Raw genomic sequence first — 21,801 nt, 5'->3', positions numbered from 1 at the left:
TAGATGACGAAATTGTAATTGTCCTATCACCCTCCCGTTATCTTCGGCCTGCAAATATGAGCTCGCGCTACGCTAGGCGCGCCGCCGGGTCAGAACAACTAACGACACCCGCACCGGTAAACATAATAAAAACTGCCGTGAATCAAAGGAGCATCGGATGAAAATCAAAGTACCACTGTATTTGGCGGCAGTTTCTGCGCTGTCTGGAAGCTATGCTATTTCGGCACAAGCTGAAGACAAGCCAGAAGGCTTCATTGAAGGCAGCAGCCTTACAGTGTTGAACCGTAACTTCTACTTCAACCGTGATAACCGCGACAGCACCGCCCCCACTTACAACAGTGGCAAGGGCAATACGAACGGCTACTCCGAAGCCTGGGCGCACGCGATCATCAGCAAATTCAACTCCGGGTTTACCCAAGGTACCGTTGGCTTTGGCGTTGATGCCTTTGCCATGATCGGCCTCAAGCTCGACACCGGTGATGGGCGCAACGGCGGCCGTAGCTCCTTCGACGTGCTGCCCGTTGATAACAAGGGTGAAGCTCGCGACGAATACACCAAGGTCGGCGGCGCAGCCAAAGTCCGCTTGTTCGATACCATCGTGAAAGTGGGTGATGTTTTCCCATCGACCCCGGTCGTCGCATCGGGTGACTCTCGCTTGCTGCCAGAGAGTTTCCGCGGTGTGACCGTTGAGAACACCAGCATCCAGGGCCTTACCCTCCAGGGTGGTCGTCTGCATGCGATGAGCCAGCCGGTCTCAAGCAACCTGAACGACAACTTCGTGACGTTCTACGGCGGCCCGGTCAACTCGCCATGGATCGGTTACGGTGGCGGTGACTACTCGATCAACGACAACTGGACTGTGAGCGTCTACGCCAGCCAGCTGAAAGACGTCTGGAATCAGTACTACGCCGGCACAAGCGTGGTTTACCCGCTGAGCGACGATCTGGCGCTGATCGGTGGCTTCAACTACTACAAAGCCGTAGATGAAGGTAAGAAGCGCCTGGGTGAATTCGACAACAACATCTGGAGTGCCAAGGTCGGTGTGCGTTACGGTGCCCACACCCTGGCCCTGTCGCATCAGCGCAACAACGGCGACGACGATTTCGACTACCTGCGTCAGTCGGACTCGATTTTCGTCGACAACTCCATCCAGTACAGCGACTTCAACTCGCCGAAAGAGCGTTCCTGGATGCTGCGCTATGACCTGAACTTCACCAGCTACGGCATTCCAGGCCTGACGTTCATGACCCGCTACGCCAGAGGCTCGGGCGCGGATTACTCGAACGCTAACCAGTTCTACATGCGCACCGACGACAACGGCAACCCGCTCGACAATCAGAAGCGTTGGGAGCGTGACGTCGAAGTCAAATACGTTGTCCAAACCGGTCCGGCAAAAGATCTGTCCTTCCGGTTGCGCCAGGCAACCACGCGTGCCACTGCTTTCGAATCGGATCTGGATGAAACTCGTGTAATCATCGAGTACCCGCTTTCGATTCTGTAATTCGCTAACTGGGCCAGTTATCCATTGACTGGTCCTGTTAGTAAAACGAGCATTACGCATTCACCTTGAGTGGCTTAAGTGCTCCTTTGGTAAAAGGTGGATATTTGGCGCCCATTGGGCGCCTTTTTTTTGCCTAGAATTCAAGTAGGCGTTCGATTGTACGCATCGCATGCCGGTGAAGTTCATGACTACACCAATGACCAGTCTCTTCAATGTGAGCGACCTCGCCGTCATCTGAGCGGAACGAAGCCAGCACAAAGAAGAAAATAACCCAATACTTCATAAGGTCAAATCACCTGCTGGAGAGAGGGCCCGCAATTGTCAAACCCAAACCGCGACAAGATATACCGCCAGACTATCAACTGTATTACCTAGAAATTACAAATCCGTCATTTGAGCCCCGGCACGCTCATTTTGATTTACCATCCCTTTCAATAATGCCGGCGCGCGTGCGCGGTTAATTGCTCAGTGATATCGAGACAAAATCCCATGCGAATTCTGGTAATTGAGGATGAAGTAAAAACTGCGGAGTATGTGCGTCAAGGTCTGACGGAGTGTGGCTATGTCGTAGATTGCGTACACACCGGTTCAGATGGATTATTCTTGGCCAAGCAGCACGAATACGAGCTGATTATTCTCGATATAAACCTCCCAGAGATGGACGGTTGGCAGGTTCTTGAGTTGTTGCGCCGTAAAAATTGCCCTTCGCGCATCATGATGCTGACGGCGAGAAGTCGGCTGGCGGATAAGGTCCGGGGGCTGGAGAACGGCGCAGATGACTACCTGATCAAGCCATTTGAGTTCCCTGAGCTGTTGGCTCGGGTTCGCGCCTTGATGCGCAGGTCGGATCACCCCGCATCCGTAGAGGTCATTCGCGTCGCTGACTTGGAGCTTGATCAGAGCCGGCACAGGGCGTTCAGGGACGGTCAGCGTATTGATTTGACCACCAAAGAATTCGCGTTATTGCACTACTTGATGCGTAACACCGGGGTGGTACTGAGCCGTACGCAGATTATCTCTCAGGTTTGGGATATGAATTTTGACTGCGACACGAACGTTGTTGAGGTGTCGATTCGAAGACTCAGAGCCAAGATAGATGACCCTTTCGAGACCAAGTTGATACATACGCTTCGGGGCGTAGGGTATGTGCTTGAAAAGCGATAATTGCGAAGCTCTCTAATACCGAAAATAGGCTAAATACTCTCGTCGCTTGCGAGCTTGAGGTTTCTGTTTACTATCCGCGGCGCTGATTCCTCACCCAACAAATGAGGTAGGCTGTACATGAGGTATAGCATTGATTATCAGCAGGTGTCTCAAGGGCAATTGCATGCCAAAACTGATACCTGTCCAGCTGACATAATCTTCAACAGCAACCATGGCTTAGCACTTATTCCGTGCGTCGGCGATGTTATAAACCTCCCCTCTACGGCGGTCAAAGAAGGGGTTTGCGGCATTGTTAGATCAAGGATTTTCAATTATCTACGAGGTCAAGAAGAGCTGTACTGCCACGTCAACATTCTCGTTGAAGAAGCAGACATCAATTTCGGAAATCTCATCTCGGAATACATGCGCAATCAGGCACGTGCACGCTCGCCTTCTTCATAAAGTCGAAGGCGGGCCTGGCCATTAATGGCTAGGTATACATGAGTGAGGGTTTAGCAGAGCTGGCGTCTACTGAGTGCCAGAGGCGGAATAGTCACAGCTTTGTGGTTGAACGCGGTACTGCTGGTGTACGCAGAGCCGGACTCATGGTTTTTTGAATGGCGCATTGCAGTATAAAGAAGTACATAATACCAGAGGTAAATACGATTGCGGACAGAGAAACCATTTCTAAATCTAGGACCCCAGAAATCATATACTGCTTAATCGTGATAGATCCCAGGATGATTCCGGTGCAGTACATGACACCCGTGAACTGATTCCCCATAAAACTCAGTATGCCGCTGAAGGCATTGTTTGCACTGAGTAGCACTGCCTTTAAAATGGTCCACCCGAGAAGTGGTAAAAATGCCTTAATCATGAAGGCGAATAACATCGATGATGCGAATAGTTTTATCGGCGTTTCTGCCCACGGCTTGATGGTACCGTCTATTTCAACGCCGGTATACAAGATCACATTCAGAACAAGGGCCATGACGGTGCATATGCCGAGGCGTATCATTTCCCGCCTTAGTGGGGCCATCATTATCACAGCGTGAATCTTGCGTCCGATGAATCGGTTTAGTCCTTGGGTCGACATTTCTCTTCCTATGCTCTCGGGATGACGGTGTTGTAACGTTGTAAGGAGGTCACGCTTTTACCCGAAGAGAGGTGACGCTTCAATGGTATGAATTGCGCAGGGGGTCTCTGGCGGGATAGCTTGCTGAGAAATCCTCATCTACCTGCGTAGCAAAGATGCGGCCACACCGTCGCCGTCAGATCTCTGGAGGACTGGCTGCTGTCAGTGACTCATCAAGTGACGGAACCTTAGCGTTAGCACTGAGGACGAGTATCCTGGATCGGAGTGAATCACCCTGAAAACTGTATATACATTATGACCGCTTCTCGCCGTTAGCTGCCTTTCTTGAAGGACAGCTTTAGGTCGTTAGCTGCCACTGGCGACTGACTATTATCGACCCAAAGCGACCATTGGCGAGGGGCAGCAAACGGCCAATAGCAGATGTTCTGCCGCCGAACTGGCAAGTACTAAATGAGCACGTATTGTCGTTATGGCGTCTTCCCGGCTACTTTTGCCAGCAAAATGCCAGGCCTGGAATTGTCAGCCCTCGCTGCTCCGTACAGAAACATCAAATAAACGACTTAAGCTCTTCCCGAATGATGATGTCAAGGCGTCACGCAACTCCCGAAAACAAGTTGAAGCATCCGACACTACGGATTCACAAACCCGAAAAATAAGGACAATGCGACAAACGGTTGGGATCCATAAATTTGCGTCCTGGCCGACTGACCCTTCAAAAGTCCGACCGACCCGAATGGGCCGGTCGTGACGATTAGCATTGGTTTATCGCATGACAACAAACAAGACTAGCTTACGTATGGAAGCCTAATTTCGAAACAAACCCCATCCCCTAAGTTTCGCGCGGTCAAGCTTCCGCTCAGCCGTGAAACAAACGTTTTCGCCATATACAGCCCCTGTCCGAGATGCTCATCTTCTCCAGCACCTTCTCGCACAGACACACCATATTCAAATATCTCTTCTATAGGGTCAATCGCGATATGAGGGCCTATATTTTTTATTGTGACAACGGCACTTCCACGCTCCAGGTACCCATCAACGATAATCTCTGTATCAGGCACTCGAAAATCATTGGCATTATTAATAATAGCTGTCAGTACGGACTCCAGCATATCCGCATCGGCCATCACATAAAGAGCCTTATCACTTCCAACATATTTGATGCCTGCAATCGCAGACTCAGCAGCGTTGATTAGGTATTCAGTAATATTTTCCTTGGTGATGTCTCCAGACAGCGAATTCATTGCTTCCTGGGGAGTCCTAAAGGTAAAACTATCAGAAATTTCCTGACCCAACGAAGCACCATACAGATATTTCACCGCGAAAGAGATCCTGCGTACATAGCGAGTACTTGGATCATTCTCATCGTTGTGCCGAAGCATCAGATCCTGCAATGGAGACCTAATTTCATGACCAATGGCACGAAGAAATTGATGTTCTCTTTTCGAACGTTCAACCGCACTACGACCATAAGCTATAAGTGCCTCATGAAGTTCCAAAATATTTCGCCAAAGAACCCCTACTTCACTCTGACTTTCCTTGATATGAAAGGGCAGTCTGTACTCATCAACTACGCTAAACCGCTCCTTCATATGCAGTGTATTGCGGCGAACCTTATAAAGTGGATCCAACACAAATACACGAAGGATCACGTAGGATACCAACAACATGATACTTATAAGCGAGGATAGCAATACAATGGACTGCGCGGCCATTCTCCATCCGCCCAACACGCTGGAGGCATCCCCACGAATGGCAACAGAACTCCCATCGGGGAGCTGGGCCAGTGCGTCTATATTTTTTGCCGGAACAATGACCTTAATAAAAAAGTCAGTTAAATGATCAATCAAGTTAACAGGGAAATTCCGTCTAGTACTTAAATTTTCGACCGTCGCGTGCCTGACTTTAATTTCTGTACTTGAGTTGCGCGGAGAAAACACCAAAACCTCACCCGGCGTTAGATAATTTCTCATTTTATCAAACGAAAAAACGGTATCTGGCTCAGACAATGTCGAATCCAGTATGATACTGCTCTCACCTACCGCATTGTTACCGATTAATTTGATGTCTAGGCGGGCTTCGGAGAGATCCTTGGGCGGCCAAATAGTGGCTTTCCCTTGAGCCTGATTGGCCTGGAAAGCATCGTCCGCAAATGCATAAGCCGGGATTTGGAATATGAACTCAAACCTATTGGCTGCACCTTGGCCGCTTAATTTCAGAGCGCGCCCTTTGATCTGTGGCTCTCTTGAAAAAGCTCTACGTGTTGACGATCCAATTCTGAATCCAGTTAAGCTCCAAGCTGGGGATAAGTAAGGGGTCAGGGTGTCGCCGACACGCTTCACGGAATCGAAGGTGACGATAAACTGGCTAATTGTACCGCGCGCAGATAACGTAACTAAGAAATAATCTCCCGTTCTCGGGTCATCGATGTAACGAGGCGATACCAAGTCGTTAATTTTCTCGAACCTCCCCCTCACATAAGCTATTGCTCCCAGAGCCTTGTTCGTCAGCACTCCGGCACATACTCTATTTTGCGGTGCATCCATGCCTGCATAGCTGCATCCCAGCAGAGGCTTTACGTCCTCAACATGCCCAGGCATAACGTTAATATACTCTAGAGGTATTTTATAAAGAGGGATTCCAGAGTTATCAGGTTTGGGGGCATCAAAATTACTAAGGTTGACTCTCCCATCAAGCGAGTCAAACTCATAGGCGACTCGCTGCAAATTACGCTTCACACTTGAATCATATTGTTCAACCACAGATCCGAAGCTTAATCTGAGCGCTACAATTGTGCCTACCAACACAACAACAAACATCACAACCAGCACGCCGACAACATAAATTCTTATCGAGGCTTTGCTGATATTATCCTTAAGCCTATTGAAATCTAATCCAGCCACCGAACCCCCTTCATCCTAATTACTTCGACGTGCCCCTCTGACTCCCCCACATCTTTTAGAACATCTCGGATGGTTTTTATATGCTGACGTATCGCGTCGTTATTTTTTCCACTTTTCACGAGATCAAAAAAATCTTCATACGGGACGAGATTACCTTTCGCCTTATATATTCGTTGTAATATGGTTTTCGCTGTGTGCGGGATATTCAAAGGCTTACCTTTAAACCTAGCCTTACCCGTATCAGGGTCAACGACTAGATCTTCCGCAGCCTGTTCCTGCTGTTGCTGCGAGCTCTGCTTACTTTGTGAGTTCTGTGTGTCTCTCAACACCCTCATTGCCGCTGCTAAGAACATTTGCCCATCGGCAGCAATAGGTTTCTCAAGAAAGTCCCAAACGTCCAACTGATACATTATCGACCGATACACTGAAGGATCCAATCCGGAAACAACAATAACCGGACTTTTGTGGCATTGCGAATTTACACTTATAAGGCCTATACCTGCATTCTTTTCAGGAGGCAGCTCGATATCCAAAACAATAAGTGAATAGTTATTTTGTTTGATCGCCACCTCAGCAGAAGCCCTGTCAAAGAACTGAGTGACCTCCACTCCGTGATTGAGCTCTCGACAAAACGCGGCAAGCGCATTATTTACAGCCTCTGAGTCTTCAACAATGGCTATTTTGTACATGTAGTGAACCTCGGGAAAAACCAAGCAAAACGATTGACGCGATAATCTCATAAAGGTCAATAGCACGCACGTGAGCAAACGCTCACGAAGCGTAAGGAATATTCACGTTTCATACTGCAAGTAAACGAATGCGTGCTGGTGGAGGCGTAACGTAACAAAGCTACCCCAAGCGCCCCTTTTTTACTAACGGCTCTGCCGCTAACTTATCGGTCAATCGCGCTCACCTTGAAGCGCCGGAGGTTAGTTTCCATGTCAGCAAATCGTTTTCAGGTTTTAGCACTATCAGGCGGGGGGTACAGGGGGCTGTACACTGCCACCATATTGGCAGAAGTAGAACGTGAAATTGGTGGCCCCATCGCCCGCCATTTCGACCTCATTGCCGGGACGTCCATAGGCGGCATCCTGGCGCTCGCCATCGCATCGGAAATTCCTGCTCAAGCAATCGTAGACCTCTTTAAAAAGCATGGAGAGGCTATTTTCAATCCCCGCACGAGCATGCCCATTTTCAAATCCACGTTCAGCAGTGATGAGCTTAAAAAGCAAATATCAGCCCCTGAAATGCTGGGCGAAAAGCTTCTGGGGGACTGCCTTCACCCGGTCGTCATCCCGTCGATCAACTACTCGACTGGTAAACCTGTGCTGTTCAAAACCCCACACCATGAAAGCTTTCGCCGTGACCATCAACACGCGATGGTGGACATTGCACTCGCCACGAGTGCTGCCCCAACCTACTTTCCACGCCACCAGTTTCAACACAACCAATACGTCGATGGCGGATTGTTCGCCAACGCCCCGGGTCTACTCGCGCTCCACGAAGCGGAGACGTTTTTCGACGTGGCCAGCTCGGAGATTCACCTGCTGTCTATTGGGACGATGTCATCCAAGTTCACCGTGAACCCAAAAAACAACCGTGAAGGCGGCGCGATGGACTGGGGTGGAGGTAACCCTCTGAAAGCGGCGCAACGACTGTTCGGCTTGTCAATTTCCGTTCAAGAGTCGCTCTGCGACTTCATGCTGCAGCACAAGCTCGGCTCACGCTACATGCATGTTGACGAAGACCTGACGGACGATCGCTCCAAGGCTGTCGCCCTGGACAAAGCAGACATTCATGCGCAGGAAGTGCTTATAGGCTCTGGCCTTGAGAAAGCGAAGACCTGTCTCGGAAAAGCGGACTTCATGGAGTTCGTTGCGCACAAAGCTCGCCCCGTAAAATTTTACTACGGCAACAACGCGACACGTCAGGAGTCTGAAACATGCTGAACCTCACCAAGCTCTTTTTTTCTTCCGCTGACGACGCCGTTTTCAGCGACAACATCGCGCCCACGGAGGAGCAGCGTGACTTTCTGACTCAATGCCGGACGAAAATCCGGGAGTATTTGAAGCCTGCGATTGCCAACGCAACCGTCGTTGTTTTGGGTATGGAAAAGCGCGTGGAGCCTCGGTTCAGGACGCAAGGGTCTTGGTCATACAAAACCTGCATTCAGCCTGCACAGCCGGAACTGCAGGAAATCGACCTGGACTATGGCGTTTACCTTCCAGTCGATGTTTGGCAGGACAATGGCCCGCCCGCTGCAATGGCCAAAAAGTACTTCGACTTGGTTGAAACGCTCCTTCAGGTGCTTTGCGCTCAGGAAGGTTGGAAGTTGGTAACCGGTACCGCCGCTAAGGACACCTGCATCCGGATCGACGCCTGTTCGTGGGCACACATTGACATCCCCCTGTACGCCGCTCCGATTGATGAGTTCAACAAGGTTATCGAGCGCACGGTGGCACTGAGCACCGAGCGGCGTGCGATGGTTCTCGACGGTGTCAGCTCGAATGAAGCCTTCCTGGAAGTGGCGAAAGCCAAAGCTCAAACTTGGGACGACCTTGACACCATTATGCTGGCTTCCCGGTCTGGCCTGTGGAGGGCTTCCGACCCAGAGGATGTCGCAAAGTGGATCAGAGACCAAGTCGCGCGTTTCGGCGATCTGGGCAATCAATTCCTTCGCGTATGCCGGTATGCCAAGGCGTGGCGGGACTTTCACTGGAAATCTGGTGGGCCGACGTCCATTTCCTTGATGATCGCGATTGCCCAAAACTTCGAAGGTAAGCGAGGCCGTGACGATATCGCATTCGAGAATGCTGCCACCGCGCTGTCCACCGCTCTCAATACCGAGATTCGCGAGCCAGGCATTGATGACGGCGCAGAGGACTTCAATCGCTTGAAACAGGACGAGCGTGAACACGCTTCGAGTAAAGCCGAAAACCTGGCTTTGGCGCTCAAAAGAGCCAGGGGCTGCCAGGAGGATCAAAAGCATCAGGCGTTGCAGATTACCTCGGGTCAGCTTGGAAGCCGAGTCCCTGCGACCACCAGCCTGATCGATGTTGAAAGCGCCACGGAAATTGTGCGTTCAACCGCACCTGCCGTAGTGCCTGCCCCTCGCGTTCCGAACACGTCTGCAGGTTGATATGGACTTTGAAGGCCTTGGCGATGTGCTTCGCTATATGCATGGACTGGGCTTCAAAGCCCGTCCAACCAAAAATGGCATTCGCAGATTTCTGGGAACATTGAAGTCCACTGCCGGGCCCGTCCCAATAGAACTGGCGATTGCCGATTGGGATTTCCTTGTCTACCCGACAATCCGGATTACAGAGAAGCCTCCTTTTCTACCGATCCGAATGGCGCACGGAGTGGTCGGTGGCGACTTTTGCTACCTGGCTGAAGGTTCTGTCGTGCTTGATCGATACAACCCGACAGGTGCCATTGCCTTCTGCTTGCAGCAGGCTACGAGCCTGATCGACCAACTCATCAGCAACCCCACTCAAAGCCAAGCTGACATGCAAGCAGAGTTTCAGTCCTATTGGGCTGGATCGAGTTTGGGAACATTGCTCCCAATTGGGCTTTCCGAATTGTCATCCGAGCTTGACGAAGCCAAGGTGTACAAGCTGTCACCCAAAGGGCCATTTGGCGACATCATCACCACCAGTAAAGAAGCACTGGATCGGGTGGCCCGTTCATGGGGTGCAAGCGTTCAACCGCTTGAAGCACAATCCTGCTGGTTGCTGCGAACAACCGCAGCGCCGGATATGTCATCCGCGCTTCCATGGACGGTAAAGGAAACGTTGGCTTGGCTGAAAACCTGGGACAGATCACTCTATGCTGCGCTGCAAAAAAGGATCAAAGCCGACACGTCGATCTTGGACTTAAGCCGAATTTATATCCTGATTGACTCGCCTGCGGGCTGGATCGGTTTTGGCTTTTCTGTCAACAAGCGCTACCTCACCAAAGCTACCAGCCAAGGGGCTGCCGGCAGTCGTAAATTTGCGGGAAAAGCTTACTTTCAATATCTCCATCGATTCGGCGGATCAGACAAAATATTTCGCCTCCTCACGACAGATCTCAGTGCAGACTTTGTACACACGCGAAACCTATCCGGCTCACTGAAAAACGGGTTGTCCGGCCTTAAAATCGCTCTACTTGGGTGCGGGTCGGTTGGTGGTTATATTGCTCAAGCGTTGACTCGACTGGGCGCAGGCACAGACGGTGGCCTGCTCACCCTGATCGACAATCAGTTTCTGCAGCCTGAGAACATAGGTCGCCACGCCCTTGGGTTTAATGCGTTGCTCAAGCGTAAATCTAACGCGCTTAAGGATGAACTTGATCTGCAGTTCCCCTACAGCAACATCGAGTCGCGACCCATCGCCATAACACCAAAGCTCGATTACTCCAGCTTTGATCTCATCATCAATGCAACAGGCGAGGAGCCCCTTTCAGAAATGTTGAATGCGCTACGCATTCGCAATGAAGGGACTTTCCCCCCTGTCTTGCATGCATGGATAAAGGGCAATGGCGAATGCGTTCAAGCCTTATGGACTGACTCCCTGAAATACGGTTGCTTCCGCTGCTTGCGGCGGTACGAGCCTGGAAGCGAAATGGCGGAACGATTCAAAGTACTCAAGAACGAAGTGGAAAAGGGCTTCCGTGCCTGCCAGCATTTTACGCCATACGCTGTGTCCGCATCGCTGTCCGCTGCCGCACTCGTCGCTGACATGTTGATTGACTGGAAAAAGAACGGCAGCCCAAGTCCGAGGTTTCGAACCAGAGCGGTGGAAAACGCAGATACCTTCAAGATAAAAAATCAAGACATCACACCGTTGAGTGGTTGCCCTGCATGCGGAACGAAATGATTTTCACGGCTCCGGAACTGCAAGGGTTATACGTTCTCGTCGAGTGCAATGTGCTGGACGTCATCTGCGCATACCGCCAGGACAGTCAAAAGAAGCACGAAGCCGGAGGAACGTTGATGGGGTACAGATCGGGCCAACACCTCCATGTCTTGCGCGCGACAGTGCCTATGCCTCGGGACAGACGCTCACGAATCAGTTTTGAACGCCTAGATCCTGGTCATCAGCTTGCCGTAACGAAGGCTTGGGAGGAAAGCCAAGGCCGCATTGATTACCTCGGTGACTGGCATACCCATCCACAGATGAATCCATTGCCTTCTGGAATTGACTACACGGAATGGGCAAAGCTCGCCTCAACCCTGGATAAACCTCTGCTCTTCATGATTGTGGGAGAGCGCTCGAAAATTTTTGCGGCCTATCACGTTGATCAGAAAGCCATACCGCTGACTGGCGGCAAATGAAAGATCTTAAAGTACTCGGCGTGTATGACCTCGAACGTCCGCTATAATGGGTCGAAAGAGGTCATTCACGACCGACCGCTTTCGACCCCAAAGCCCCGGCTGTTGTGAGGAATCCGAGCCTTTCATCGCATGTGATTGAACGAGCTTACCTCCTCGGTTAATGTCGTAGCGGAGGACTGCAACCGCGCATTCGTCGTGACTGGGTACCAGCAAAGGCCCCCCGGCATTTTTGGCAGCAGAGAAAGCTGGTTTCTCTGAAGTAGTGACGACAGGCCTAGCCTGTCGGATTCTGAACCCAAGGTCATTAGACTGGGAGCTAAAGGATCGCTGCGACTACTCCTCGGACATATTGAAAAGGCACCCGTGGGTGCCTTTTTTTGCGCTCGTTGTTGGCGGGGCTGTTAGTACCAAGCTAGGTAGAGTCGACGCTGAGGTTGCAGATGACGATCCGCCGTTTTGGATGCATCAGCTTATTTTGTGAATGCGGTAGGCAATTCTCATTTTTTTTGTGAAATTTCTACTGATGAGTCACAGAAAAGATGCAGCTTTAGCTGAAAACACTGGACCGCAAATGTCAGCTTTTTTGTGAGCCTACATCCGGTGTAGATCGCCAGGCACTAAAAAGCCCGCGGAAGCGGGCTTTTTAGTGCCTGCAGAAATCAGTAACCGCTGAGGACGTTGACGATCACACCACTGGCAATAGCCACCAGCACATAGTCCCCATTCACATACAACCAGCGGTGATCACGCGGTGGTGAACCCGCTCCCACAGGATGTGTGTTGCCCTCGGGGATACGCGTGCCCTTGTAGACCGCGTTAACCGAACGCGTCAATTCAGGCCAAGCTCCTTCAACCGGCGATACAGCGTGCGCTCGCTCAGGCCAAGATGACGGGCCAGTTCACTGCGCGAGCCCTTGAACTGTTCCAGTGCCTGCGCCAGCTCACCTAGGTGATTGCGCCGGCCACCTGTCTTGATCGCCCCCGCCGGGCCAATATCCTCCGGCAAATGCTCGGGCCGGATCAGCCCGTCGTCCGCAAACAAGCGCGCCCTTTCCAGAATATTGCGCAGCTCGCGAATGTTGCCCGGGAATGGATGCAGCCCAAGCTGCTGCAAGGCCTCGTCGCTCAGCCTGGGTGTCGGCTTGCCGGCCATGCGCTGCAGCAGGCTCTGGGCGAGCAACGGCAGGTCTTCTGCTCGTTCGCGCAACGCCGGCAGACGGATCGGGAAGCCGCTGATGCGGTAGTACAGGTCTTCGCGGAAGGTGCCGTCCGCGACCATTTGCTTCAGCGGTTTATGGGTTGCCGATACCAGGCGGAAATCCGAATGCACCGTACGCAGGCTACCCACCGGGCGGAAGCTGCCGGACTCGATCAGGCGCAGCAGCTTCACTTGCATCGCCAGCGGGACCTCGCCAATTTCATCCAGAAACAGGGTGCCACCATGCGCCGCTTCAGCCAGGCCGATCTTGCGCTGGTTGGCGCCAGTGAACGCGCCCTTCTCGTAGCCGAACAACTCGCTCTCGAACAACGACTCGGTCAGGCCGGTACAGTCAACCACCACCAACGGGCCGTTGGCCCTGGGGCTGCCCATGTGCACCGCACGGGCGAACAGTTCCTTGCCGGTACCTGACTCACCCTGCAGCAACACCGGGATCTGCGCCGGCGCCGCACGTTGCAGGCTGGCCAGGGCCGCTTTGAACGCTGGCGCGCGGCCGACCAGCCCTTGTTCCTGAGGCTGCGCCGACGCGAGGGTGATGCTGGTCAGGCGTTCGACAAAGGCCACCACCCTGCCCTGTTCATCCAGGATCGGCCGCAGCTCTACATCCACATGCTCGGGGCCGCGTGGCGTGTGATGAATGTGCAAAACCCGCTCCGGTGCCTTGCTGTGCCACGCCTTGCGCATCGGGCAATGCTCGCCGGCCTGGTCGCAAGGCACGGCGTAGTGGTGCGAGACCTTGTGGCATTTCTCACCCAGCGGCGCCTGCTCATGGCGACCGAACTGGCGGCGATAGGCAGCGTTGGCCGCCAGGATGTTGTAGTCGGTATCCAGCACTATGGTTGGCAGGGCATCGTGCTCAAGATAGGAAACCAAAGCTAGGATGAGGGGATGGGCTTCAGGCATGACGGCACCGATTGGATGACCGGCGCAGGGTAACAAGGACTGCCAAACACTGCCATTGGCTGACAGTCGACTGCCATCTGCGCTGCCACTGTCGTCGGCAATTGTCAGCAACGGGCCGGTTTTATTGGCCAGACCGCAGGAAAATGCCTGGCATGCATCTTGATAAACCTCCTGGCACTGCCTACGCCTGTACAAGGCTGGGCGGATAAATTGGAGAACGCGATGATCATCGGCAACAACCTGCACGTGGACGCCTTTTACGACAAGGCGACCTCCACCATCAGCTACCTGGTCATGGACGGCGAAACGCGCAAGTGTGCGTTGATCGACAGTGTCTTGGACTATGACCCCAAGTCGGGGCGTACCTGCACTGCTTCTGCGGACCAGTTGATTGGCCGGGTGAAGGAGCTGCGAGCTGAGGTGCAGTGGGTGCTGGAAACCCATGTGCATGCCGACCACCTTTCGGCGGCGGCCTATTTGAAGGAAAAGCTTGGCGGCCATACCGCCATCGGCGCGCATATCACCCAGGTACAGAAAGTGTTCGGTGCGTTGTTCAACGCCGAGCCTGGCTTCGCCCGCGATGGCAGCCAATTCGATGTGCTGTTCGAGGACGAGGAAGGTTTCCGCATTGGCAACCTGCATGCCCGTGCGTTGCACACCCCAGGGCACACACCTGCGTGCATGAGCTTCATGATCGAGGACGCCGGCGAGACAGCGGTGTTCGTCGGCGACACCCTGTTCATGCCCGACTACGGTACTGCCCGTTGCGACTTCCCTGGGGCTGATGCTCGCACCCTGTACCGCTCGATCCGTCGCTTGCTGGCCTTCCCCGACCAGACCCGGCTGTTCATGTGCCACGACTACCTGCCAGGTGGCCGTGACATGCAGTACGTCACCACCGTGGCCGAGCAGCGCGCCAACAATATTCATATCCACCAGGGCATCGATGAGGACAGCTTCGTCGCCATGCGTGAAGCCCGCGACAAGACCCTCGACATGCCCGTGCTGATCCTGCCTTCGGTGCAGGTGAACATGCGCAGCGGCCAGTTCCCCGCGCCGGAAGATAACGGTGTGAGCTACCTGAAGATACCGCTGAACAAGCTGTGACCGCCCTGCCCCATAACCAGATTTACAGGATTTACCGCCATGCCTGCCTTGTTGTCCCCTGCCAATACCGACCACCACAAAGTGGTCATCGTCGGTGCCGGCGCCGCCGGAATCGCCACCGCTTCCAGCTTGATCAGCCGTGACCCGTCGCTGGATGTGACCTTGATCGACCCCGCCGAAGTGCATTACTACCAGCCCGGCTGGACTATGGTCGGTGCCGGTGTGTTCAAGGCGCCAAGCACTGCTCGCACCATGGCCTCGACCATTCCGCGCGGCGTTCGCTGGATAAAGGCACGTGTGCAGGGGTTCGACCCGCTGGGCCAACTGGTCCTCCTCGAAGGCGGCCGCGCCATCAGTTATGAACAGTTGGTGGTCTGCCCCGGCCTCAAGCTGGATTGGGCGGCCATTGATGGCCTCAGCGAGACCTTGGGCCGCAATGGCGTCACCTCCAACTACCGCTACGACCTGGCGCCCTACACCTGGGAACTGGTGCAGAAGCTCAAGCAAGGCCGAGCCCTGTTTTGCCAGCCGCCCATGCCGATCAAGTGCGCAGGCGCCCCGCAGAAGGCGCTGTACCTGTCTTGCGACCACTGGCTGCGGCATGGTCACCTGGGGGCTGTGAAAGCCAGTTTCTTCAATGCCGGCGCAGTATTGTTCGGTGTGGCGGACTACGTGCCCGCATTGATGAAGTACATCGACAAGTACGCCGTGGACCTCAATTTTTCCCACCGCCTGGTCGCCGTGGACGGGCCGAACAAGCGAGCCACCTTCGTGCGTACCTTGGCCGATGGCAGCAGCGAAACTCGTATTGAGGCCTTCGACATGCTGCATGTAGTACCGCCGCAGGTGGCACCGGACTTCATTCGTGAAAGCCCGTTGGCCGACAGCGCCGGCTGGGTCGATGTCGATCCGCATACCCTGCGCCATCGCCACTTCACCAATGTCCATGCCCTTGGGGACGTGGCCAATACCAGCAATGCCAAGACCGCCGCCGCTGCACGCAAGCAGGCTCCGGTCGTGGCCAACAATGTACTGGTGGCCCTGGGCAGGCTGCCTACCCTGGCCCAGTACGATGGTTATGGATCGTGCCCGCTCACCGTCGAACGCGGCAAGATCGTGCTGGCCGAGTTCACCTATGGCGGCAAGCTGGCTCCAAGCTTCCCCAATTGGTTGCTGGATGGCCGCAAGCCGACACGTCTGGCCTGGTTGCTCAAGGCGCAGGTGCTGCCACCCTTGTACTGGAAAGGCATGCTCAAGGGCCGCGAGTGGCTGGCACGGCCACAGCCGTTGGTAGCCGAGGGTCGGCAGTGATCGAACATCAAATACTGGGAGCGGGCCTGGGCGCGATCATCGGTGCCGTGCTGGCGTTGACCGGTGCCGGCGGTGGCATTCTCGCAGTGCCTTTGCTGGTGTTCGGCCTGGGGCTGTCGATGGTCGAGGCGGCACCGGTCGGCCTGCTGGCCGTAGGCATGGCGGCAGCGGTGGGTGCTGTGCTGGGCTTGCGGCAGGGCCTGGTGCGCTACCGGGCGGCGCTGTTCATCGCATTGATCGGTGTGGCAGCGGCGCCGTTCGGGCTGATGCTGGCGCACCGCCTGCCGAACACGCCACTGCAGTTGGTGTTCGCCGGGGTGTTGGTGTATGCCTGCCTGCGTATCTGGCGCAAGGCGGCCAAGGAACTGCGCGGCGAAGCCAATGATGCCCATCGCTACATCGAACCCTGCGTGCTGAACCCGCTGCAGGGCCGTTTGCGCTGGACCCTGCCCTGCGCGCGCGCCCTGGCCTTTACCGGCGCATTGTCAGGGCTGCTGTCCGGCCTGCTGGGCGTGGGCGGTGGCTTTGTCATCATCCCGGCCCTTAACCGCTACACCAACCTGCGCATGGCCAGCATCGTCTCCACTTCGCTGGCGGTGATCGCGCTGGTGTCCACCGGCAGTGTGGTCAGCGCCAGCCTCGCAGGGGTAATGCACTGGCAGGTTGGCGCCCCGTTCGCCGTCGGTGCGGTGCTCGGCCTGTTGCTGGCGCGGCCATTGGCGGCCAGGCTGGCCGGGCCGCGCTTGCAGCAGATGTTTGCCGTGGCCGGTTGGGCTGCGGCCCTGCTGCTGGCCGGCAAGGCGCTACTGGGCTAGCAGCTCGCTCTGTTCTGCCGCGCATAGCGCCAGCAGGTAGTCCCACACTACCCGCAGGCGCACCGACTTGTGCAGTTCGCGGCGGGTACAGATCCAGTAGCTGCGCTGGATGGTTTCGCCAGGCAGCACGCGCACCAGCGTCGGGTCGTGGCGGGCCATGTAGTTGGGCAGTACGGCGATGCCCAACCCGGCGCGGGCGGCGGTTTGCTGGGCGATCACGCTGGTGCTGCGAAACACCACGTTGGGGGCCCGGCAGAAGCTGTTGAGAAACAGCAGTTCCTGGCTGAACAGCAGGTCGTCGACATAGCCGATCCAGCTGTGCCGGGCCAGGTCCTCGCGGTTGCGCAGCGGGGGCGCGCGATCCAGGTAGTCCTGGCTGGCGTACAGGGCCAGGCGATAGTCGGTGAGTTTGCGGGTGATCAGCAGGTCGGCGTTGGGCCGTTCCAGGTGGATGCTGATCTCCGCCTCGCGGTTGAGGATGCTGACGAAGCGCGGCACTGCCACCAGCTCCACTTCCAGGCCGGGGTAGCGGTCGAACAGCGCATTCATGCGCGGGGTGAAGAACATGATGCCGATGCCTTCGGTCACCCCCAGGCGAATCTTGCCCAGCGGCGTGATGGCCTGGGTGATTTCTTCCTGCGCCAGCAGGGCGACGTTTTCCATGGCTTCGGCGTGCTTGAGCAGGGCCTGGCCCGAGGGGGTCAGTTCATAGCCCTGGGCATGCTGCACGAACAGCGCAGTACCCAGGCTTTGCTCGATGCTCTCGATGTGCCGGGCCACGGTGCTGTGGGTGGTGTTGAGGCGCTTGGCGGCGGTAAGCAGGCGGCCGCTGCGCTGCAACTCGAGGAAAAACCGCAGATCGTTCCAGTCGAACATGCTGATCCTTTTTGGCAGTTCGTTCCGGCCTCTTCGCGGGCACGCCCGCTCCCACAGGGATCGCGTTACCTTGTGGGAGCGGGCGTGCCCGCGAAGAGGCCAGTACAGACTTACCACTGTGCTAAAACGCACAGCGGCTGCGCGAAATCTCGTGTTTCCTCCACGAAATTACTCACTAAGATGGATCGGGACAAGAATAATAATCAGGCCCGAGGTTGCACATGCCATCAGCCGATTCTGTCTTCGACTACGTGGTCGTAGGGGCCGGTCCCGCCGGTTGCCTGTTGGCCAATCGTTTGTCCGCCGACCCTTCCTGCCGAGTGCTGCTGCTGGAAGCGGGTGGGCGCGACAACTATCCCTGGATCCATATCCCCGTCGGTTACCTCTATTGCATCGGCAACCCGCGCACCGACTGGTGCTTCAAGACCGAGGCGCAGCCCGGCCTGGGCGGTCGTGCGCTGGGCTATCCACGCGGCAAGGTGCTGGGTGGCTGCTCCTCGATCAACGGCATGATCTACATGCGCGGCCAGGCTGCCGACTACGACCGTTGGGCCGAGCAAGGCAACGACGGCTGGGCCTGGAAGGACGTACTGCCGCTGTTCAAGGCCAGCGAAAGCCACTTTGCCGGCGCCAGCGAGCACCACGGTAATGATGGCGAATGGCGGGTCGAGCGCCAGCGCTATAGCTGGCCGATCCTCGATGCCTTCCGTGATGCCGCCGAGCAAAGCGGCATCGGCAAGGTCGATGACTTCAATACCGGCGACAACCAGGGCTGTGGATATTTCCAGGTCAACCAGCGCAGCGGTGTGCGCTGGAACGCTTCCAAGGCTTTTCTACGGCCGATCAAGGATCGCCCCAACCTCACCGTGCTGACCGGCGTTCAGGTTGACCAGGTGCTGCTCAACAACACCCGTGCACGGGCGGTAAAGGCGTTCTGGCAGGGTGCCTGGCACGAGTTTTCGGCACGTCGCGAGATCATCCTCTGTGCGGGTGCTGTGGGCTCTCCCTGTATTCTGCAGCGCTCCGGCATCGGCCCGCGGCAGTTATTGGAAAGCCTGGGCATTGGCGTGCGTCACGACATGCCCGGTGTTGGCGGCAACCTGCAGGATCACCTGCAGCTGCGCCTGATCTACCAGATCCGCAATTCCCGTACCCTGAACCAGATGGCCAACAGCCTGTGGGGCAAGATGGGCATGGGCCTGCGCTACCTCTATGACCGCAGTGGCCCGCTGGCCATGGCCCCGAGCCAGCTGGGTGCATTCGTGCGTTCAAGCCCGGAGCAGGCCACCGCCAACCTGCAGTACCACGTGCAGCCGCTGTCACTTGAGAGATTCGGCGAACCACTGCACACGTTCCCGGCCTTTACCGCCTCGGTGTGCAACCTGCGCCCGGCCAGCCGCGGGCGTATCGATATCCGCAGCAGCGACATGAACAGCACGCCGCTGATCGACCCCAACTACCTCAGCGACTCCCAGGACCTGCGCGTCGCCGCCGATGCCATTCGCCTTACCCGGCGTATCGTCCAGGCCCCTGCCCTTGCTGCGTTCGACCCAAAGGAATACCTGCCGGGCCCAGCCCTGCAAACCGAAGAAGAGCTGTTCGAAGCCGCCGGCAAGATCGGCACCACCATCTTCCACCCGGTCGGCACCTGCCGCATGGGCAATGGCGAACTGGACGTTGTGGATAACCAGCTGCGCGTGCACGGCATTCCCGGCCTGCGCGTGGCGGACGCCTCGATCATGCCGCAGATCACCTCCGGCAATACCTGTTCACCCACCCTGATGATCGCCGAGAAGGCGGCGCAACTGATCCTCAAAGGAGCTGCCACCCAGACCTATCTGAACGAAGACGCGATACCGACGCCCTGACCCCGGGTGCGTGCAGTACCGGCAGCTGGCGGTCAGAAGCTGCCGACAGTGGAACAACAAGAATAATCACTGTGGCCTGCGGGCCGAGGACAGCAACGATGTCGGATTACATCCAAGAGCAGGGTGCGGCGGCCAGCAGCTCCAGCCGTCGCGAAGAACGCAAGATCATCTTCGCGTCATCCCTCGGGACAGTTTTCGAGTGGTATGACTTTTTTCTCTATGGTGCGCTGGCAGCGGTCATCAGCAAGCAGTTTTTCGCTGGCGTGAACGACACCACCGCCTTCATCTTCGCCCTCATGGCCTTTGCCGCCGGCTTTCTGGTGCGGCCATTCGGCGCGCTGGTGTTCGGCCGGCTGGGCGACATGATCGGGCGCAAGTACACCTTCCTGGTCACCATCGTGCTGATGGGCCTGTCCACCTTCGCGGTAGGGTTGTTGCCCACCTACGCCAGCATCGGCATCGCGGCACCGATCATCCTGGTGGTCCTGCGCATGCTGCAGGGGCTGGCGCTGGGTGGTGAATACGGCGGTGCGGCCACCTATGTGGCCGAGCATGCGCCGCCCGGCAAGCGCGGTTTCCACACGGGTTTCATCCAGTCCACCGCCACCCTTGGCCTGTTGTTGTCGCTAGTGGTGGTGCTGGGCAGCCGCTATATCAGTGGCGACCAGTTCGAAACCTGGGGTTGGCGCCTGCCGTTCCTGCTGTCGATCGTGCTGCTGGCGATTTCCACCTGGATCCGCATGAGCATGCACGAGTCGCCGGCCTTCGTGAAAATGAAGGCCCAGGGCAAGGTCAGCAAGTCGCCGATCCGTGAGTCGTTCACTTCCTGGCCAAACCTGAAAGTGGTGCTCACTGCCCTGTTCAGCATCAACGCCGGGCAAGCCGTGACCTTCTACACGGCGCAGTTCTACGTGCTGTTCTTCATGACCCAGATGCTGAAGATGGACCCGGCCCAGGCCAACACCCTGCTGATCATCAGCGTTGTCATTGGTGCGCCGTTCTTCGTGTTCTTCGGCTGGTTGTCCGACCGGATTGGCCGCAAGCCGATCCTGATGCTCGGCCTGCTGCTGGCCACGGTGCTGTACTTCCCGCTGTTCAAGGCGCTGAGCCACTACGCCAACCCACAGATCGACGCGGCCAGCCGCCAGGCGCCGATCGTTGTCACTGCCGACCCGAGAGGCTGTACTTTCCAGTTCGACCCGGTAGGCAAGGCGCGCTTCGACAGCCCCTGCGACAAGGTCAAGACATTCCTAGTCAAGCAGGGCTTGCCATACAGCTCGGTGGATGTGGCAGGTAGCGATGTGGTGGTGAACATCGGTGACAAGACCATCAACGGCTTCGACGAAGCGGCCATGCGTGCGGCGGTGGAACAGGCTGGCTACCCGGCCAAGGCCGACCCTGGGCAGGTCAACCAAGTGATGGTGGTGGTGCTGATCGTGGCGATGATCCTGATCGCGACCATGACCTATGGCCCGCTGGCGGCGGTGATGGTCGAGCTGTTCCCCACTCGCATCCGCTACACCTCCATGTCACTGCCCTACCACATTGGCAACGGCTGGTTCGGTGGCTTCCTGCCAACGGTGTCGTTCGCGCTGGTGGTGTACACCGGGGATATCTTCTATGGGCTGTGGTACCCGGTGCTGGTGACCGGGGTCAGCCTGGTGGTGGGGATCTTCTGCCTGAAAGAAACCAAGGATGTGGATATCGACAAGATCTGACGGCTGCAACGGGCCGTTTCTACACGC

At 56.0% G+C, this 21,801-nt stretch carries 17 protein-coding genes and 1 pseudogene; 12 read left to right on the top strand and 6 right to left on the bottom strand.

Annotated elements, in window-relative coordinates:
- Positions 1–157 precede the first annotated feature (157 nt).
- The 3 genes from QN085_RS25645 to QN085_RS25635 all read left to right on the top strand — a co-directional run bounded on the left by QN085_RS25645 (position 158) and on the right by QN085_RS25635 (position 3,106).
- Complete coding sequence (locus QN085_RS25645) at positions 158–1,501, top strand: OprD family porin (RefSeq protein WP_003253422.1); 1,344 nt, start codon at positions 158–160, stop codon at positions 1,499–1,501.
- A 489-nt stretch (positions 1,502–1,990) separates the two neighbouring features.
- Positions 1,991–2,665 carry a heavy metal response regulator transcription factor gene (locus tag QN085_RS25640; protein WP_003253420.1) on the top strand — a complete coding sequence of 225 codons (675 nt, stop codon included), beginning with the start codon at positions 1,991–1,993 and terminating at the stop codon, positions 2,663–2,665.
- 117 nt (positions 2,666–2,782) lie between these two features.
- Positions 2,783–3,106 carry a hypothetical protein gene (locus tag QN085_RS25635; protein WP_104833686.1) on the top strand — a complete coding sequence of 108 codons (324 nt, stop codon included), beginning with the start codon at positions 2,783–2,785 and terminating at the stop codon, positions 3,104–3,106.
- A gap of 91 nt (positions 3,107–3,197) precedes the next feature.
- Here QN085_RS25635 and QN085_RS25630 read toward each other — a convergent pair whose 3' ends face one another.
- The 3 genes from QN085_RS25630 to QN085_RS25620 form a co-directional block, all read right to left on the bottom strand.
- The gene (locus tag QN085_RS25630; RefSeq protein WP_104833685.1) at positions 3,198–3,740 is read right to left on the bottom strand and encodes a hypothetical protein; all 543 of its coding nucleotides are present in this window, start codon (positions 3,738–3,740) and stop codon (positions 3,198–3,200) included.
- A gap of 785 nt (positions 3,741–4,525) precedes the next feature.
- Complete coding sequence (locus QN085_RS25625; RefSeq protein ID WP_189121464.1) at positions 4,526–6,640, bottom strand: sensor histidine kinase; 2,115 nt, start codon at positions 6,638–6,640, stop codon at positions 4,526–4,528.
- Positions 6,628–7,329 (bottom strand): response regulator transcription factor, encoded by a 702-nt coding sequence (locus tag QN085_RS25620; protein WP_189121465.1) that lies wholly within the window; start codon positions 7,327–7,329, stop codon positions 6,628–6,630. Before QN085_RS25620 ends, QN085_RS25625 begins: the two co-directional genes overlap by 13 nt.
- A 249-nt stretch (positions 7,330–7,578) precedes the next feature.
- Between QN085_RS25620 and QN085_RS25615 the strand changes: the two genes are divergently transcribed.
- The 4 genes from QN085_RS25615 to QN085_RS25600 are packed head-to-tail and all read left to right on the top strand — an operon-like array spanning position 7,579 to position 11,957.
- Positions 7,579–8,589, top strand: coding sequence for a CBASS cGAMP-activated phospholipase (locus QN085_RS25615; RefSeq protein WP_104833680.1), 1,011 nt, complete (start codon positions 7,579–7,581; stop codon positions 8,587–8,589).
- Positions 8,583–9,779 (top strand): CBASS cGAMP synthase, encoded by a 1,197-nt coding sequence (locus QN085_RS25610; RefSeq protein WP_189121466.1) that lies wholly within the window; start codon positions 8,583–8,585, stop codon positions 9,777–9,779. The genes QN085_RS25615 and QN085_RS25610 overlap by 7 nt, the downstream gene beginning before the upstream one ends.
- 1 nt (position 9,780) lies before the next feature.
- Entirely contained in the window at positions 9,781–11,499 is a 1,719-nt protein-coding gene (locus QN085_RS25605) for a ThiF family adenylyltransferase (RefSeq protein WP_104833678.1), read from the top strand.
- On the top strand, positions 11,496–11,957 hold the full coding sequence (locus QN085_RS25600) for a Mov34/MPN/PAD-1 family protein (protein WP_189121467.1): 462 nt from the start codon (positions 11,496–11,498) through the stop codon (positions 11,955–11,957). Before QN085_RS25605 ends, QN085_RS25600 begins: the two co-directional genes overlap by 4 nt.
- Before the next feature lie 659 nt (positions 11,958–12,616).
- Here the strand turns inward: QN085_RS25600 and QN085_RS25595 are convergent.
- A pseudogene (locus tag QN085_RS25595) lies at positions 12,617–12,715 on the bottom strand (RcnB family protein); the annotation flags it as partial.
- A 71-nt stretch (positions 12,716–12,786) separates the two neighbouring features.
- Complete coding sequence (locus tag QN085_RS25590) at positions 12,787–14,079, bottom strand: sigma-54 interaction domain-containing protein (protein ID WP_013970251.1); 1,293 nt, start codon at positions 14,077–14,079, stop codon at positions 12,787–12,789.
- A 222-nt stretch (positions 14,080–14,301) separates the two neighbouring features.
- Here QN085_RS25590 and QN085_RS25585 point away from each other — a divergent pair, with 222 nt between their 5' ends.
- Genes QN085_RS25585 through QN085_RS25575 form a run of 3 tightly spaced genes read left to right on the top strand, consistent with a single transcriptional unit; the run spans position 14,302 to position 17,312 of the window.
- On the top strand, positions 14,302–15,186 hold the full coding sequence (locus tag QN085_RS25585) for an MBL fold metallo-hydrolase (RefSeq protein ID WP_013970252.1): 885 nt from the start codon (positions 14,302–14,304) through the stop codon (positions 15,184–15,186).
- 39 nt (positions 15,187–15,225) lie between these two features.
- Complete coding sequence (locus QN085_RS25580; protein WP_013970253.1) at positions 15,226–16,497, top strand: NAD(P)/FAD-dependent oxidoreductase; 1,272 nt, start codon at positions 15,226–15,228, stop codon at positions 16,495–16,497.
- On the top strand, positions 16,494–17,312 hold the full coding sequence (locus QN085_RS25575; RefSeq protein WP_013970254.1) for a sulfite exporter TauE/SafE family protein: 819 nt from the start codon (positions 16,494–16,496) through the stop codon (positions 17,310–17,312). The genes QN085_RS25580 and QN085_RS25575 overlap by 4 nt, the downstream gene beginning before the upstream one ends.
- Here QN085_RS25575 and QN085_RS25570 read toward each other — a convergent pair.
- Positions 17,301–18,188 carry a LysR family transcriptional regulator gene (locus QN085_RS25570; RefSeq protein WP_013970255.1) on the bottom strand — a complete coding sequence of 296 codons (888 nt, stop codon included), beginning with the start codon at positions 18,186–18,188 and terminating at the stop codon, positions 17,301–17,303. The genes QN085_RS25575 and QN085_RS25570 overlap by 12 nt on opposite strands.
- Before the next feature lie 221 nt (positions 18,189–18,409).
- Here QN085_RS25570 and QN085_RS25565 point away from each other — a divergent pair, with 221 nt between their 5' ends.
- Together QN085_RS25565 and QN085_RS25560 are read left to right on the top strand one after the other, a co-directional pair.
- Positions 18,410–20,056 (top strand): GMC family oxidoreductase, encoded by a 1,647-nt coding sequence (locus QN085_RS25565; protein WP_031325586.1) that lies wholly within the window; start codon positions 18,410–18,412, stop codon positions 20,054–20,056.
- Between the two features lie 98 nt (positions 20,057–20,154).
- Positions 20,155–21,774: an MFS transporter gene (locus QN085_RS25560; RefSeq protein WP_023662756.1), complete on the top strand. Its 1,620-nt coding sequence runs from the start codon at positions 20,155–20,157 to the stop codon at positions 21,772–21,774.
- Positions 21,775–21,801 lie beyond the last annotated feature (27 nt).

This window comes from Pseudomonas sp. M2(2023) (assembly GCF_030263955.1).
Classification (GTDB): Bacteria; Pseudomonadota; Gammaproteobacteria; order Pseudomonadales; family Pseudomonadaceae; genus Aquipseudomonas; species Aquipseudomonas asiatica.
Note: the sequence above shows the minus strand (reverse complement) of the source record. Positions and strands in the feature narration are given on the sequence as shown.